The sequence below is a fragment of the Marinobacter sp. EVN1 genome (genome assembly GCF_000475375.1).
Lineage (GTDB): Bacteria > Pseudomonadota > Gammaproteobacteria > Pseudomonadales > Oleiphilaceae > Marinobacter > Marinobacter nauticus.
The window spans coordinates 26,112-39,797 of the sequence record NZ_AXCB01000016.1; the positions used below are offsets into that span (position 1 = coordinate 26,112).

15 protein-coding genes are annotated in these 13,686 nt (G+C 61.4%); 3 read left to right on the plus strand and 12 right to left on the minus strand.

Features of this window, described 5'->3' with window-relative positions:
* Positions 1–24 precede the first annotated feature (24 nt).
* From Q674_RS27945 to urtA, 11 genes are all read right to left on the minus strand, one after another.
* Positions 25–753: an urease accessory UreF family protein gene (locus tag Q674_RS27945; protein WP_036199151.1), complete on the minus strand. Its 729-nt coding sequence runs from the start codon at positions 751–753 to the stop codon at positions 25–27.
* Complete coding sequence (gene ureE, locus Q674_RS27950; protein WP_023008521.1) at positions 725–1,288, minus strand: urease accessory protein UreE; 564 nt, start codon at positions 1,286–1,288, stop codon at positions 725–727. Before ureE ends, Q674_RS27945 begins: the two co-directional genes overlap by 29 nt.
* A 62-nt stretch (positions 1,289–1,350) precedes the next feature.
* Positions 1,351–3,054 carry an urease subunit alpha gene (gene ureC, locus Q674_RS27955; RefSeq protein ID WP_014422374.1) on the minus strand — a complete coding sequence of 568 codons (1,704 nt, stop codon included), beginning with the start codon at positions 3,052–3,054 and terminating at the stop codon, positions 1,351–1,353.
* Positions 3,051–3,368: an urease subunit beta gene (locus Q674_RS27960; RefSeq protein WP_014422375.1), complete on the minus strand. Its 318-nt coding sequence runs from the start codon at positions 3,366–3,368 to the stop codon at positions 3,051–3,053. Before Q674_RS27960 ends, ureC begins: the two co-directional genes overlap by 4 nt.
* 11 nt (positions 3,369–3,379) lie before the next feature.
* Positions 3,380–3,682 carry an urease subunit gamma gene (ureA, locus tag Q674_RS27965; protein WP_022992779.1) on the minus strand — a complete coding sequence of 101 codons (303 nt, stop codon included), beginning with the start codon at positions 3,680–3,682 and terminating at the stop codon, positions 3,380–3,382.
* A 25-nt stretch (positions 3,683–3,707) separates the two neighbouring features.
* On the minus strand, positions 3,708–4,604 hold the full coding sequence (locus Q674_RS27970) for an urease accessory protein UreD (RefSeq protein ID WP_023008522.1): 897 nt from the start codon (positions 4,602–4,604) through the stop codon (positions 3,708–3,710).
* A complete protein-coding gene (gene urtE, locus Q674_RS27975; RefSeq protein WP_011786439.1) occupies positions 4,601–5,299 on the minus strand; it encodes an urea ABC transporter ATP-binding subunit UrtE in 699 nt (232 codons plus the stop codon). The genes Q674_RS27970 and urtE overlap by 4 nt, the downstream gene beginning before the upstream one ends.
* Complete coding sequence (urtD, locus tag Q674_RS27980) at positions 5,299–6,123, minus strand: urea ABC transporter ATP-binding protein UrtD (RefSeq protein ID WP_023008523.1); 825 nt, start codon at positions 6,121–6,123, stop codon at positions 5,299–5,301. Before urtD ends, urtE begins: the two co-directional genes overlap by 1 nt.
* On the minus strand, positions 6,120–7,253 hold the full coding sequence (gene urtC / locus Q674_RS27985; RefSeq protein WP_023008524.1) for an urea ABC transporter permease subunit UrtC: 1,134 nt from the start codon (positions 7,251–7,253) through the stop codon (positions 6,120–6,122). Before urtC ends, urtD begins: the two co-directional genes overlap by 4 nt.
* Before the next feature lie 3 nt (positions 7,254–7,256).
* Complete coding sequence (gene urtB, locus Q674_RS27990; protein WP_023008525.1) at positions 7,257–8,861, minus strand: urea ABC transporter permease subunit UrtB; 1,605 nt, start codon at positions 8,859–8,861, stop codon at positions 7,257–7,259.
* Between the two features lie 78 nt (positions 8,862–8,939).
* A complete protein-coding gene (urtA, locus tag Q674_RS27995; RefSeq protein ID WP_023008526.1) occupies positions 8,940–10,253 on the minus strand; it encodes an urea ABC transporter substrate-binding protein in 1,314 nt (437 codons plus the stop codon).
* Between the two features lie 703 nt (positions 10,254–10,956).
* On the opposite strand from urtA, the gene Q674_RS28000 reads away from it, so the two are divergent.
* Together Q674_RS28000 and Q674_RS28005 are read left to right on the plus strand one after the other, a co-directional pair.
* Entirely contained in the window at positions 10,957–11,232 is a 276-nt protein-coding gene (locus tag Q674_RS28000) for a ComEA family DNA-binding protein (protein ID WP_023008528.1), read from the plus strand.
* Positions 11,233–11,332: 100 nt separating this feature from the next.
* Positions 11,333–12,277: a DMT family transporter gene (locus Q674_RS28005; protein WP_023008529.1), complete on the plus strand. Its 945-nt coding sequence runs from the start codon at positions 11,333–11,335 to the stop codon at positions 12,275–12,277.
* Positions 12,278–12,304: 27 nt separating this feature from the next.
* Here the strand turns inward: Q674_RS28005 and gloA are convergent, their stop codons facing one another.
* The gene (gene gloA / locus Q674_RS28010; RefSeq protein ID WP_011786447.1) at positions 12,305–12,853 is read right to left on the minus strand and encodes a lactoylglutathione lyase; all 549 of its coding nucleotides are present in this window, start codon (positions 12,851–12,853) and stop codon (positions 12,305–12,307) included.
* Between the two features lie 153 nt (positions 12,854–13,006).
* Here gloA and Q674_RS28015 point away from each other — a divergent pair, with 153 nt between their 5' ends.
* The gene (locus tag Q674_RS28015; protein WP_023008530.1) at positions 13,007–13,663 is read left to right on the plus strand and encodes a GntR family transcriptional regulator; all 657 of its coding nucleotides are present in this window, start codon (positions 13,007–13,009) and stop codon (positions 13,661–13,663) included.
* The last annotated feature ends 23 nt before the right edge of the window (positions 13,664–13,686 follow it).

Below are 13,686 nucleotides of genomic sequence, written 5' to 3' on the forward strand. Positions count from 1 at the left end.
GCTGTATCTCCTTGATGTTTTTATTCAGCTTCTGAAAAGCCGTGAATACTGGGTTTCATGCAGGGCACTGCCGAGCGCGAGGCCCGGCAGGATGGGCCCGAGTTCGTGGTCTTGCCGTGCCAGCGCCTGGTCGCTGGCGGTCACCAGCGCCGGGCGCAGTTGTTCGATAATCCGTTGGGCGGCGGTGTGGCCCAGGGGCAAGGCTTTGCAGGCCACCGCCAGCTGGTTTTCCAGCCAGGCCCAGGCAAAGCCGAGCAGGGTTTGCCGCACCGGCACCCGGCGTACCTGGGCGGCCCAGGCAAACAGGGTGATGTAGCCGGGCTCGGCCGGAATCAGGGTTTGCTGCGGCAACAGGTTGAGATTGCCCAACAGGGTTTTCAGGGCGCCGCCCAGGCGGGTGTCTTCGTCGCTCAGTTCGGCGGTTTCCCGGGTGGCGTGCAGCCACTGGTTCCAGTGCGCGATGGTGGCGCCGTCGTCGTTCGCCCAGGCGGTTTGCAGCCGGGCCAGTAATGGCAACTCGCACCGGCTGAGGCCGTCTTCCAGCACGCCTTCAATCCACTGGGCCAGTTCCGCTTCGTTGTTCACCCAGCCCAGCTCAAAGGCGCTTTCCAGGCCCTGAGACCAGGCAAAGGCACCGATGGGCAACGCCGGGCTGACCAGCTGCATCAGCCCCAGCAGGGCCAGGTCGCCGCCGGGTTCGCCCTCACCTGCCATGGCTGCCGGCTCAGTGGGTGTGTTTGTGGCCGTGAGCATGGGTATGTCCAGCAGCGTGAGTGTGGTCATGGCTTTCACCGTGCGAGTGCCCGTGGGAATGGCCATGGCTATGACCGTGCGAATGGCCCTGGCCGGCCTGGTTGTAGGCTCCGGGTTCCGGGTCGAAGGTGGCGGTGTGGTGCACCACGGTGGCGCCCAGGCGTTCGGCCAGTTCTTCCAGTACGTGGTCGGGCGGGAAGCGCACGAAGGCGCCCTGCTCGTCTTCACCAATCGCGAGGGTGACGTGGCGGTTGCCCAGGTGGTAACACAAGCGGGCCAGCGGCAGGCCGGTTTCTACGCGGGCGGTGACCACCGGCTCTTCCGCGGCGCGAATGCGGATGATCTCGCCGGATTTCGCTTCCAGCAGGTCGCCGTCTCTCAGCACCGGGCCACGGTCCAGAAACAGGCCCACGTCCAGGTTGGTTTCGGTGGTGGCCCGGAGGCGGCCGCGAATGCGCAGTTCGTAGGGCAGCACCAGGTTGTCGTGGATTTCGCTGGCGTCTACGTGGGTGATGCGTTTAGTCAGTTCCAACATCCGTTCGTTCCTCTCAGAACAGCCTTGAGCTGTGTTGATTAAGCAGCCTTGAGCTGTATTGACTAAAAAAGGTGATAGCGCTGGGCCAGGGGCAGTTCGGTGGCCGGCTCGCAGGTGAGCAGTTCGCCGTCGGCGTGCACTTCGTAGGTTTGCGGGTCTACGGTCAGGTGCGGGCAGGCGTCGTTCAGTTTCATGTGCTGCTTGCGCACGTCCCGCACGCCTTTGCAGGCGGAGAGCGGGCTGTCCAGGCCCAGTTCTTCACCAATATTGGCGTCCAGCGCGGCCTGGCTGACGAAGGTCAGGCGGGTGGCACTGGCCGCCTTGCCGAAGGCGCCGAACATGGGGCGGTAATGCACCGGCTGCGGTGTGGGGATAGAGGCATTGGGGTCGCCCATGGGGGCGGCGGCAATCATCCCGCCCTTGAGGATGCAGGCAGGCTTTACGCCGAAAAACGCCGGGCTCCACAGCACCAGATCCGCCAGTTTGCCCACTTCCACCGAGCCCACATCATGGGCAATGCCGTGGGTGATGGCGGAGTTGATGGTGTACTTGGCGATGTAGCGTTTGGCGCGGAAGTTGTCGGCGCCGCGTTCCTGGTCTTCCGGCAGCAGGCCGCGCTGCACTTTCATCTTGTGGGCGGTTTGCCAGGTTCGGCAGATTACCTCGCCCACCCGGCCCATGGCCTGGGAGTCGGAGGAGATCATGGAGATCACGCCCATGTCGTGCAGGATGTCTTCCGCCGCGATGGTTTCCCGGCGGATGCGGGAATCGGCGAAGGCCACGTCTTCCGGGATGTTCGGGTCCAGGTGGTGGCACACCATCAGCATGTCCAGGTGTTCGTCGATGGTGTTTACGGTGTAGGGCCGGGTCGGGTTGGTGGACGACGGCAGTACATAGTCTTTGGAGCAGGCGGTAATGATGTCCGGAGCGTGGCCACCGCCGGCGCCTTCGGTGTGGAAGGTGTGAATGCAGCGGCCTTTGAAGGCGGCCAGGGTGTCTTCCACAAAGCCGGATTCGTTCAGGGTGTCGGTGTGAATGGCCACCTGGATGTCGTACTGGTCGGCCACGGTCAGGCAGTTGTCTATGCTGGCCGGGGTGGTGCCCCAGTCCTCGTGCAGTTTGAGGCCGATCACGCCGGCTTTTACCTGCAGCTCCAGCGCTTCCGGCAGGCTGGCGTTGCCTTTGCCCAGAAAGCCGATGTTCATGGGCAGGCTGTCCACGGCCTGCAGCATCTTGCCGATGTGCCAGGGGCCCGGAGTACAGGTGGTGGCGTTGGTGCCAGTGGCCGGGCCGGTGCCGCCGCCGAGCATGGTGGTCACACCGCTCATCAGGGCTTCTTCTACCTGCTGGGGGCAGATAAAGTGAATGTGGGGGTCGATGCCGCCGGCGGTGAGGATTTTACCTTCCCCGGCGATGATTTCCGTGCCGGGGCCGATGACGATGGTGACGTCTGGCTGGGTGTCCGGGTTGCCGGCTTTGCCGATGGCGGCGATGCGGCCTTTCTGGATGCCCACGTCGGCCTTCACGATGCCCCACCAGTCGAGGATGAGGGCGTTGGTGATCACGGTGTCCATCACGGCGTCGTCGCAGCGCTGGCTCTGGCCCATGCCGTCGCGGATGACTTTGCCGCCGCCGAATTTCACTTCGTCGCCGTAGTGGGTGTGGTCTTCTTCCACTTCAATCCACAGTTCGGTGTCTCCCAGGCGGACTCGGTCACCCACGGTGGGGCCGTACATGTCGGCGTAGGCTTGTCTGCTGATTTTCATTTTGTGTCCTCCAACGGCCCCATCACTTCCGCCCGGAAGCCATAGATTTCGCGCGTTCCGGCAAACGGAATCAGCGTTACAGAGCGGGTCTGGCCGGGCTCGAACCGAATGGCGGTGCCGGCGGCCACGTCCAGGCGATAGCCGCGGGCCTTGGCGCGGTCGAAGTCCAGGGCGGGGTTGGCTTCGGCGAAGTGGTAGTGGGAGCCGATCTGCACCGGGCGGTCGCCGGTGTTGCCGACGTCCAGCTGGATGCGTTCGCGGCCGGCGCAGAGTTCGATGTCGCCGTCTTTGAGTTGGTATTCACCGGGGATCATGTGTCTGCTCCTTAGACGATGGGATTGTGGACCGTCACGAGTTTCGTTCCGTCCGGGAAGGTGGCTTCCACCTGGACTTCGTGGACCATGTCAGCCACGCCGTCCATCACGTCTTCGCGGGTGAGGATTTCGGTGCCGGCGCTCATCAGTTCGGCCACGGTGCGGCCTTCGCGGGCGCCTTCCATGATTTCGGCGCTGATCAGGGCCACCGCTTCGGGGTAGTTCAGTTTCAGGCCTTTGGCTTTGCGGCGTTCGGCCAGCAGGGCGGCGGTGAACAGCAGCAGCTTGTCTTTGTCTCTGGGGGTGAGTTCCATGGATGACTCCGTTGTCTCTTATGCGTCAGGTAAGCCAGATTCTGGGTGTGTGGGCCGCTACACTGGCAAGCATGGGGCGCAGCAGGTGCCAGGCCTGTTCGCACAGGGCCCAGGCTTCGTTGCGTTCGGTGCCCAGGTAGCGCAGGAGCAGCACGCCCCGGCGCCGGGTCACGGCCCAGCGGTTATGGTCTGGTAACTGTGCTCTCAGCACCTCGATAGCGGCGGCTTCGTCGCCCAGGCCGACCGCCCAGAGGGTGGCCTGTACAGTGGCGCCGCCCTGGCCCCAGGGGCCGTTGAACCGGCGGTGTTTCGGGTCCAGCAACTGGCGCTCCAGCCACAGCGGCTGGCCGTCCAGGCTTAAATGGAAACGCTGTTCCAGTTCGCCGGTGGCAAACGGCAGGTCGCTGGCCGGGCGGCCCAGCGCGAGCACTTCCCAGCCCAGGGTGCGAGCGCCGGCTGCCAGTTCAATGGTGGTGGTTTGCAAACCACGGGAGCCGTCGAAGGCGATGGTTTCCTGGGGCAGGTATTCCAGAATCGCGTCTTTGGCTACCTGCAACCGGGTGTGCTGGCCCCAGGCCACGCCATGGCTGTCGGCCTTGTACAGTTTCGCTGCGGCCGGGGTGGTCAGAAGCGCGTGACCACCTTCGGCCACAGAGGCTTCGATGCGCAGTTCGTCGCCGCTCACCAGGCCACCCGGGGGGTGCAGCAGGTACACATGGCAGCAGCCAGTTTTGCCCTCCGGGTAGAAGGGGCGCTGCACCCGCAGTGGACCATGGTGGCGCCGGCGCACCAGCCGGGTTACCGGCGTCGGTTCGCTCTCGGCGCGGGCTTCAAAGCCCAGTTCCAGGGCCGCCGCCCAGCGCCGTTCGGTGTCGAAACGGTGGCCGGAGGCGTGGCGGTCGATGGCTTGGTAGGCGGTCATACGGTCAGGTGCTGTTTGATGAGTTCATCGGTCAGCCCGGCAATATCGCCTTCGGCCACGCGCCGGCCCCGGTCGAGGATGGCAAAGCGGTCGGCGTATTTGCGGGCGAACGGCAGTTTCTGTTCCACCAGCAGCACGGTCAGGCCGTCTTCTTCAATCAACCGTCGAATCACCTCGCCAATCTGGGCCACGATGTTGGGCTGGATGCCCTCCCCCGGCTCGTCGAGGATCAGCAGTCTCGGCTCAATCACCAGCGCGCGGCCAATGGCCAGCTGTTGTTGCTGGCCGCCGGAGAGGTCGCCGCCCCGGCGATGTTTCATTTCTTTCAGCACCGGGAACAGCTCGTAAATGCGTTCGGGGATTTGCTTACTGCCATCGGCCCGCACCGCCAGACCGGTGCGCAGGTTTTCCTCCACGGTCAGCAGCGGGAAGATCTGCCGGCCCTGGGGCACGTAGCCGATGCCCAGGCGGGAGCGGTCTTCGATTTTCTTTTTGGTGAGTTCCACATCCCGGGCAAACTCGATGGAGCCGCTTTTCACGGTTTCCTCGCCCATGATGCATTTCATCAGCGTGGTCTTGCCCACGCCGTTGCGGCCCATCACGCAGGTACACTGGCCCTGGGGCACGTCCAGCTCCAGGTCCCAGAGGGTGTGGCTTTCGCCGTAGAACTGGTTGAGCTTTTCAATCTTGAGCATCAGGCCTCCTCCCCCAGATACACCTTGATCACGTCCGGGTCGTTGGAGACCTGGTCCATGGTGCCTTCGGCCAGCACGCCGCCCTGGTGCAGTACGGTGACTTTGCGGGCGATGGAGCGCACGAAGCCCATGTCGTGTTCCACCACCACCACGGACTGTTTGCCCGCGAGACTGGTGAGCAGTTCAGCGGTTCGCTCCATTTCCTGTTCGGTCATGCCGGCCACGGGCTCGTCCACCAGCAGCAGCCGGGGTTTCTGCATCAGCAGCATGCCGATCTCCAGCCACTGTTTCTGGCCATGGGAAAGGATGCCGGCGGGCTTGTCGCGCAGCGCCTGCAAGCCGATCATTTCCAGGATTTCGTCAATCCGGTCCCGGTATTCCGCGGTCATGATGGCAGTCAGGGTGGGCAGGATGCGTTTGTCGGCGGCCATGGCCAGTTCGAGGTTTTCGAACACACTCAAAGCCTCGAACACGGTGGGCTTCTGGAACTTGCGGCCAATGCCCAGGGTGGCAATGTCCGGCTCGTTCATGCGCAGCAGGTTGTGGCGGCTGCCGAACCACACCGAGCCGGTATCAGGCCGGGTTTTACCGGTGATGATGTCCATCATGGTGGTTTTACCCGCCCCGTTGGGGCCGATGATGCAGCGCAGTTCGCCGTCGTCGATGGTGAGGTTGAGGTTGTTGATGGCCTTGAAGCCATCGAAGCTCACGCTCACGTCTTCCATATACAGGATCGGGCCGTGGCGCACGTCAACCGGCGAGGCCACGGGGGTGAGAAACTCAAACACCTGGTCCCGGTTGGCAAGTTGTTCAAAGATGCTCATGCGGTGGCCTCCTGAGCGCCGGGTTGGTCATCGTCTTTCTGGCGGCGTTTCTGCAACAGCCCGGCAATGCCCTTGGGCAGGAACACCGTCACCAGCACGAACAGCGCGCCCAGGGCGAACAGCCAGGCGTCCGGCATGATGCCGGTGAACACGGTCTTGGCGTAGTTCACCAGCAAGGCGCCGATAACCGCGCCATACAGGGTGGCGCGGCCACCGAGGGCAACCCACACCACGATTTCGATGGAGAACAGCGGCGAGAATTCGCTGGGGTTGATAATGCCCACCTGGGGCACGTACAACGCGCCGGCCACACCCGCCAGCATGGCGGATACCACGAACACGAACAGCTGCACCCGCTCTACCCGGTAGCCAAGGAACCGGGTACGGGCTTCGGCATCGCGGCAGGCCACGCTGACCCGGCCCAGCTTGCTGGTCACAATGGCACGGCACACGACATAGCCCACTGCCAGCGCGATGCCGGTTGCCAGGAACAGGCCAAGCCGGGTGGCATCGCTGCGCAGGTCGAAGCCGAGGATGTCTTTGAAGTCGGTCAGGCCGTTGTTGCCACCGAAGCCCATCTCGTTGCGGAAGAACGCCAGCATCAACGCAAAGGTCAGAGCCTGGGTGATGATGGACAGGTACACGCCGGTTACCCGGGAGCGGAAAGCCAGGAAGCCGAACACCAGCGCCAGCAGGCCCGGGGCCAGCAGCACCATGATGAAGGCGAACCAGGCCATGTCGAAGCCTTGCCAGTACCAGGGCAGCTCCTGCCAGTTCAGGAACACCATGAAGTCTGGCAATACAGGATCGCCATACACGCCGCGATCACCAATCTGGCGCATCAGGTACATGCCCATGGCGTAGCCGCCAAGGGCAAAGAAGGCGCCGTGGCCCAGGCTGAGAATGCCCAGGTAACCCCACACCAGGTCTACCGCTACCGCCAGCAGGGCGTAACAGAGGTATTTGCCCAGCAGGGTAACGGTGTAAGCGCTTACGTGCAGGGCACTGTCTTCCGGCATAAACAGGTGCAGGAAGGTAACCACCACCAGCGCGGCGAACAGCACGCCGAGGAAAAGCTGGGTGGAACGCTCCTGAAAGGGCCGGAGCAGCCAGGTTTGTGATGTCGCCATAACTCAGCCCTCCGCTGCACGGCCCTTCTGGGGAAAGAGTCCCCGGGGGCGTTTTTGAATGAACAGGATGATCAGCACCAGCACCATGATTTTGGCGAGGACCGCCCCCGCCCAGGGTTCCAGCAGCTGGTTGATGGTGCCCAGGGAAAGCCCGGCAATGAGGGTGCCCCAGAGATTGCCCACACCACCGAACACCACCACCATGAACGAATCGATGATGTAGTTCTGGCCCAGGTTGGGGCCGACGTTGGTGATCTGCGACAGGGCCACGCCCGCCAGCCCGGCCACGCCGGAGCCCAGGGCGAAGGTCATGATGTCCACTTTGGTGGCTTTGATGCCCATGGAGCGGGCCATGGCCCGGTTCTGGGTAACAGCACGGACTTCCAGACCCAGGCGGGTCTTGCGCATGATCAACATCAGCCCGGCGAATACCACCAGGGCAAAGCCAATCACGTACAGGCGGTTCAGGGTGAGCGACAACGCCTCATTCACCATGATTGAGCCGCTCATCCACTCGGGCGTAACCACGGTGCGGTTGAGGGGGGAAATCACGGTACGCACCAGTTGCTGAAGAATCAGGCTGATGCCGAAGGTGGCCAGCAGGGTTTCCAGCGGGCGGCCCTTCAGGTACTGGATCACGCTGCGCTCAATGGCGATGCCCGCCAGCGCCGCCACCAGGAAACCGGCCGGGATGGACAGGATCAGGGCCAGGCCGGGCTGGCCCGGGAACAGCTGCTGCATGCCCCAGGTGGTGTAGGCCCCGAGCATGATCAGCTCGCCATGGGCCATGTTGATCACGCCCATCACACCAAACGTGATGGCCAGGCCAATGGCGGCCAGCACCAGTACCGAGCCGAGAGACAGGCCAAAATACAGGGTCTCGGCAGCGCGGTTGAGTTTCAGCTTCTGTTCAATGCTGGCCAGGGCTTTTTCGGCCGCCGCCGCCAGCGCGGGGTCATCACTGTTCACAGCATTATTCAGGGCGGCACGCACGGTCGGGTTCAGGCTGCCAGACAAAGTGGCTACCGCCTCAACATCGCCCTGCTCCACCTGGTAAATGGCCAAGGCATTGGTGAGCATGTCACGCACCTGGCCGTTGTCTTCCACCTGCAAACGGGCCTGGAGCTGGGTGGCCAGCGCTTCATTCACTTCGCCCAGCAGATTGCGCGCGGCATCGAGGCGTTGGCCTGGGTCGGCCACAGTCAGGTCGATCACCGAGAGGATGCCCTCGATGTCGGCCCGCAGCGCGTTGTTCACCCGCAGGCTTTGCAGATCCCGGCGCGACATTTCACCCAGGTCTTCGCCGGTCAGGGCGTCGGCGATCTGCCAGTTGCGGCCCCGGTTGTTAACCACAATTACCAGGGCACCGGTGTCTTCAATCATCGCGAGTTTGCCGTCGCGAACGGCTTCCAGCCAACCCCGGGCGCGTTCATCACCGGTTTCGGAGAGGGCTTTGAGTAAGTCGGTTTTTTCAGCTTGCCCGGCTTCTACGAGCCGTTTCAGCAGCGCTTCGGGCGCATTCGTCTGCGCCTGGGCATTCGCCAGCGTGGCCCCTAGGGCCAGACAGACAGCCAATACCATCCTGGCGAGCAATCGGTGAATGCTCATGATTCATTCCTGTTGGCTTGGGAATTCGGGAGCGGTGCCGGGCAGGCTCTGGCCTGCCCGGCTGTGCCCGGTTGGAGCTTAGTTGGAGGCCACGTCAGCCGAGCCACCACCGCACTTGCCGGTGACCACGTTGAAGTTGCCGCAGCGCAGAGGCGCTCGCCAGTCACTGATCAGGTCCTTGGAACCTGGCAGGAAGTCAGACCAGGCATCGCCAGCCACGGTAGACGGGGTTTCCCAGACCACGGAGAACTGGCCGTTGTCCTGGATCTCGCCAATCAGCACCGGCTTGGTGATGTGATGGTTCGGCATCATGGTGGCGTATCCGCCGGTAAGGTTCGGTACGCTCACACCGATGATGGCGTCTTTCACTTCATCCACGTCGGTGGTGCCGGCTTTCTTCACCGCTTCAACGTACATGTTGAAACCGATGTAGTGGGCTTCCATCGGGTCGTTGGTCACGGCGGCATCGTCGCCCTTGTAGGCAACCCAGGCGTCGATGAAGTCGTAGTTGGCATCGTTATCCACGCTCATGAAGTAGTTCCAGGCAGCCAGGTGGCCAACCAGCGGAGCGGTGTCGATGCCGGAGAGTTCCTGTTCACCCACGGAGAACGCAACCACGGGAATGTCGGTGGCGGAAATGCCCTGGTTGCCCAGTTCACGGTAGAAGGGCACGTTGGCGTCGCCGTTGATGGTGGAAACCACGGCGGTCTTCTTGCCGGCGCTGCCGAACTTCTTGATGTCAGAGACGATGGTCTGCCAGTCAGAGTGGCCGAAAGGCGTGTAGTTGATCATGATGTCGCCGGCGGCCACGCCTTTGTCTTTCAGATAGGTTTCCAGAATCTTGTTGGTGGTGCGCGGATAAACGTAATCCGTGCCCGCCAGAACCCAGCGCTCAACACCCAGGTCGTTCATCAGGTAATCCACCGCGGGAATCGCCTGCTGGTTGGGGGCCGCACCGGTGTAGAACACGTTTTCAGACGATTCCTCGCCTTCGTACTGAACCGGGTAGAACAGCAGGCCGTTCAGTTCTTCTACCACCGGCAGAACGGATTTACGGGACACCGAGGTCCAGTTACCGAAGATCACGTCGACCTTTTCTTTCTCCAGCAGCTCACGGGCTTTCTCCGCGAACAGCGGCCAGTTGGAAGCCGGATCAACCACCACCGGCTCCAGCTGGCGGCCAAGTACGCCACCGGCTTCGTTCTGCTTTTCGATCAGCATCAGCATGGTGTCTTTCAGTGCGGTTTCACTGATGGCCATGGTGCCGGACAGGGAATGGAGAATACCGACTTTGATGGGGTCTTCGGCGGCAACCGCGGTATTGATAGAACCGAGGGAGACAGACAGCGCCAATGCAGAGAGGCCCAGTTTCACGTGTTTTTTGATGCTCATGTTGTGCGTCCTTTTCGTTGGTTTTGGGTCGTCAAACGCAAACAGCCAATTGCATCCGCCGTTCCAACAACCAAAAAAGCACAAACAAAACAGTATGTTAGATAACAAAAAACATGTCCAAACCGGATCTGCAATGAATTGGTGCGCCGTTTCAGGCCTCAATCCGGTGCCTCGGCCAACCCACCGCCCTCGATTGGTGCTAGCCACAAAAAACCCACTGCACCATCTGGTAGCGCCCTGATTTTCAGGCAATAAATTGCCCGCAAAAACGCCCTGAAAACAATGAATTCGGGTTCACCGCAAAACTCACAGCTCTGTGGGATATCTCGCACAAACCGTCTGGCGGATGTCCGATTTTGCGAAATTTCATCCTCCGTAGAATGGTCACTGTCAGGGATGACAAGCCAGCACGGACGTTGGCTCACGGATGAGAACTCCACGGATTCGGAGTTGCCCGATGGATCAGGGCTACAGGGATGACTGCAAGGATGAAGTGCTCAGGATGATGCGCAGCCTGATGGATCAGGCAGGGGTCAGCCACGGAATTCGGGGACTACACGGACAGTAGTCCCTTTCCGTGCACTAAACTGCCCTCGCACCCACGTCCCCCTTTTATTCTGCACCGTTTCGAATCACCAACACTCTCAATGGGTTGTCGTGCCTGACTGTTCATAACAACGTTATTACAATCAGGAGATCACCGATGAAACCAACCTCATTTCTGGCCACCCTTGTTCTGTTTTTCAGCCTGATCACTGGCTCTGCCGCCTTCGCCAGCGAGCAGCCCGCCGTGAACATCAACACCGCAGATGTAGCCACTCTGGCGTCTCTGAGCGGTGTCGGTGAGAGCAAAGCCCAGGCCATTATTGACTACCGCGAAGCTAACGGCCCCTTTGCCAGCATTGAAGCACTGGCCGATGTGAAGGGTATTGGTGCGCGTACGGTTGAAAAGAACGCCGACCGCCTCGCCGTGAAATAACCCCCCGGGGCAGCCTCGCTGCCCCTCTCCTTTCCCTTATAGCGCCACGCACTTACCGCTGATACCCTTGCCTGTTTGTTTCTCCAACCGGCAGTTTGTCATGATCCACGGAGCACTTCTTATTGCCCTGGCCTCTTTGCTCTGGGCCACTACAGGGATTGTCGCCAAGTTTCTGTTCAACGGTACGGAACTGGGGGCCATCACCCTCGGTTTTTTGCGCCTGGTGGTTGCGCTGCCATTCTTCTGGCTACTGATGTGGCGCGAACAGCGGCAGCTGGTGGCCCGCAATCCCGGCCAGACGGTGCCCGGCAGCACTTTGCGTTCGCTCAGCGGCAAGGCCATGCTCACCCTTACCGCCCTGGGGCTGTTCCAGGCGTTTTACCAGGGCAGCTACCTGTTGGCGGTAGATCTGACCGGGGCCGGCATTGCCACCCTGATTTCCCTGTGCCTGCCACCGGTTCTGGTGGCGATTCTGGCTGCCCCACTACTGGGCGAGAAACCTGGGCTGCTGACCGTACTGGCCGCCATTGCTGCGATTCTGGGCACGGGTATGCTGGTGGTCAGTGACATGGACACAGCCGGCACCCTGCGGTTGGCCGGCATTCTGATGGCGCTGCTGGCGGCGGCGGTATACACCGGCTTCACCCTGACCAGCCGCTACAACTCAACGGGCACACCGGTGTTTACCACCGCCTTTATCTGCTTTGGTACCGCCGCACTGCTGCTGTTGCCGGTGGTGGCCCTGAGTGGCGGCTTTGCGGGGCTGGAGACGATGGGGCTAAAGCACTGGCTGATGGTGCTGTACATTGGCGTGGTGCCCACCTGCATTGGCTATCTGCTGTTTTTTACCGGGATGAAAACCACTCCGGCAACGGTATCCAGCATTGTCGTCGTGCTCGAACCTTTGTTTATTGCCTTGCTGGCCTGGCTGATTCTGGGAGAGGAACTGGGGCAGATTGGCGTTGCGGGCGCGTTCATTCTGACGGTGGCGGTGATTGTCGCCTCGCGCTATGGCAAGGCGCCCGGCGCCAGTCAGGAAAGCTGAACGCCGGGGTCAGGAACAGCGTAGTGATCAGCTGTCCTTGCGCTGTTTCTCCAGCATGTCTGGCTGCAGGATCTCAATCCAGTAGCCATCCGGGTCTTTGATGAACGCCAGGCCTTTCATTTTGCCGTCGTCGGGCTTTTTCACGAATTCCACGCCCAGCTTTTCGAAGCGCTCACAGGCAGCGTAGACATCGGGCACGGCAATGCCGATGTGGCCGAAGCCCTGGGGCTCATCATTGCCGTTGTGGTAGGCAAAGTCGGCATCGTCTTCGGTGCCCCAGTTATGGGTAAGCTCCAGCATCGCTTCCCGGCCAAAGGTGTAGGTAGTCCGGTGGCCATCATCGTTTGGCACAAACTGGGCCTGCTTGTCGTCCAGGTAACCCAGGAAGTAGAGCGTGAACTTCATTTCCGGGAAATCCAGCTTGCGAACCAGGCGCATGCCCAGTACCCGGGTGTAGAAGTCCATGGAACGCTCAGGCTCCTTGATGCGCATCATGGTCTGGTTAAAGACATAGCCTTCGGTTTCGGGAACGGGATCATCGTACAGGCCCGGGGCCTGCTCAAAATGCTTGGGCATGTTGGTTTCCCTTACGTTTGGAGGATTCAAACCCTATACCTGCGTGCGCCACAGGCAGATTTCAAGGTAGTGACCGGCATTACTCCGGCTGTGCTACACTCCCGCCGTTCCACGTTTGTCTAACAACCCGACAGCGAGCAGACAGAGCCCCCTATGGACTTTCAGGTGCCCAATACTCTGGCAGAGCAGATTGCCAATTTCCTGGCCGAACGCATCATGACCGGGCAGGTCCGTCCCGGAGAGCGTATTCAGGAAGCCACACTGGCCTCAGAACTGAAAGTGAGCCGGGCATCCGTGAAAGAGGCACTCTATACCCTGGAGCGATGGCACCTGGTGGAAATCACACCACGGAAGGGAGCCTCTGCCACCCAGCTGAATGCCGAGTACGCGTCGGAGCTCTATGACGTCTATATGCATTTGCTGATGATGCTGGCCTCACGCCTGTGCGAGCGCTGGCAGGAGGCAGACAAAGACCGTTTACTGGTGGCGGTATCGCAGGTGGTCGAACGGATAAAAGAGCCCCAACCCGATATCACCCGGGTGGTGGAAGCCAGCTTTAATGTGATGGAAGCTTGCTGCCAGGTTGTCGCCAATCCCTACCTGACCGAAGCGCTGTCCAACTTCAAACCTGCCGTAAGCCGAACCTATTACCTGGGGGCAGACCGTTACCGCAAGGGCCTCGCGACCACCAGTACGTTTTTCTCGGAGTTGCCGCAGGCGGTGTTGGCGAGAGATGCGACCAAAGCCACTGAGCTGATCCGGGGCTTCGCCGAACATCAGAAAAACCTCATCCGCCAGGCACTGGATTGAAACACCGGTCACGACTGTTCAGG

Bases quoted from the DNA above. Each gene is read 5' to 3' on its own strand.
- Q674_RS27945 (WP_036199151.1), bottom strand. From the start codon at position 753: ATGCTCACGGCCACAAACACACCCACTGAGCCGGCAGCCATGGCAGGT.
- ureE (WP_023008521.1), bottom strand. From the start codon at position 1,288: ATGTTGGAACTGACTAAACGCATCACCCACGTAGACGCCAGCGAAATC.
- ureC (WP_014422374.1), bottom strand. From the start codon at position 3,054: ATGAAAATCAGCAGACAAGCCTACGCCGACATGTACGGCCCCACCGTG.
- Q674_RS27960 (WP_014422375.1), bottom strand. From the start codon at position 3,368: ATGATCCCCGGTGAATACCAACTCAAAGACGGCGACATCGAACTCTGC.
- ureA (WP_022992779.1), bottom strand. From the start codon at position 3,682: ATGGAACTCACCCCCAGAGACAAAGACAAGCTGCTGCTGTTCACCGCC.
- Q674_RS27970 (WP_023008522.1), bottom strand. From the start codon at position 4,604: ATGACCGCCTACCAAGCCATCGACCGCCACGCCTCCGGCCACCGTTTC.
- urtE (WP_011786439.1), bottom strand. From the start codon at position 5,299: ATGCTCAAGATTGAAAAGCTCAACCAGTTCTACGGCGAAAGCCACACC.
- urtD (WP_023008523.1), bottom strand. From the start codon at position 6,123: ATGAGCATCTTTGAACAACTTGCCAACCGGGACCAGGTGTTTGAGTTT.
- urtC (WP_023008524.1), bottom strand. From the start codon at position 7,253: ATGGCGACATCACAAACCTGGCTGCTCCGGCCCTTTCAGGAGCGTTCC.
- urtB (WP_023008525.1), bottom strand. From the start codon at position 8,861: ATGAGCATTCACCGATTGCTCGCCAGGATGGTATTGGCTGTCTGTCTG.
- urtA (WP_023008526.1), bottom strand. From the start codon at position 10,253: ATGAGCATCAAAAAACACGTGAAACTGGGCCTCTCTGCATTGGCGCTG.
- Q674_RS28000 (WP_023008528.1), top strand. From the start codon at position 10,957: ATGAAACCAACCTCATTTCTGGCCACCCTTGTTCTGTTTTTCAGCCTG.
- Q674_RS28005 (WP_023008529.1), top strand. From the start codon at position 11,333: ATGATCCACGGAGCACTTCTTATTGCCCTGGCCTCTTTGCTCTGGGCC.
- gloA (WP_011786447.1), bottom strand. From the start codon at position 12,853: ATGCCCAAGCATTTTGAGCAGGCCCCGGGCCTGTACGATGATCCCGTT.
- Q674_RS28015 (WP_023008530.1), top strand. From the start codon at position 13,007: ATGGACTTTCAGGTGCCCAATACTCTGGCAGAGCAGATTGCCAATTTC.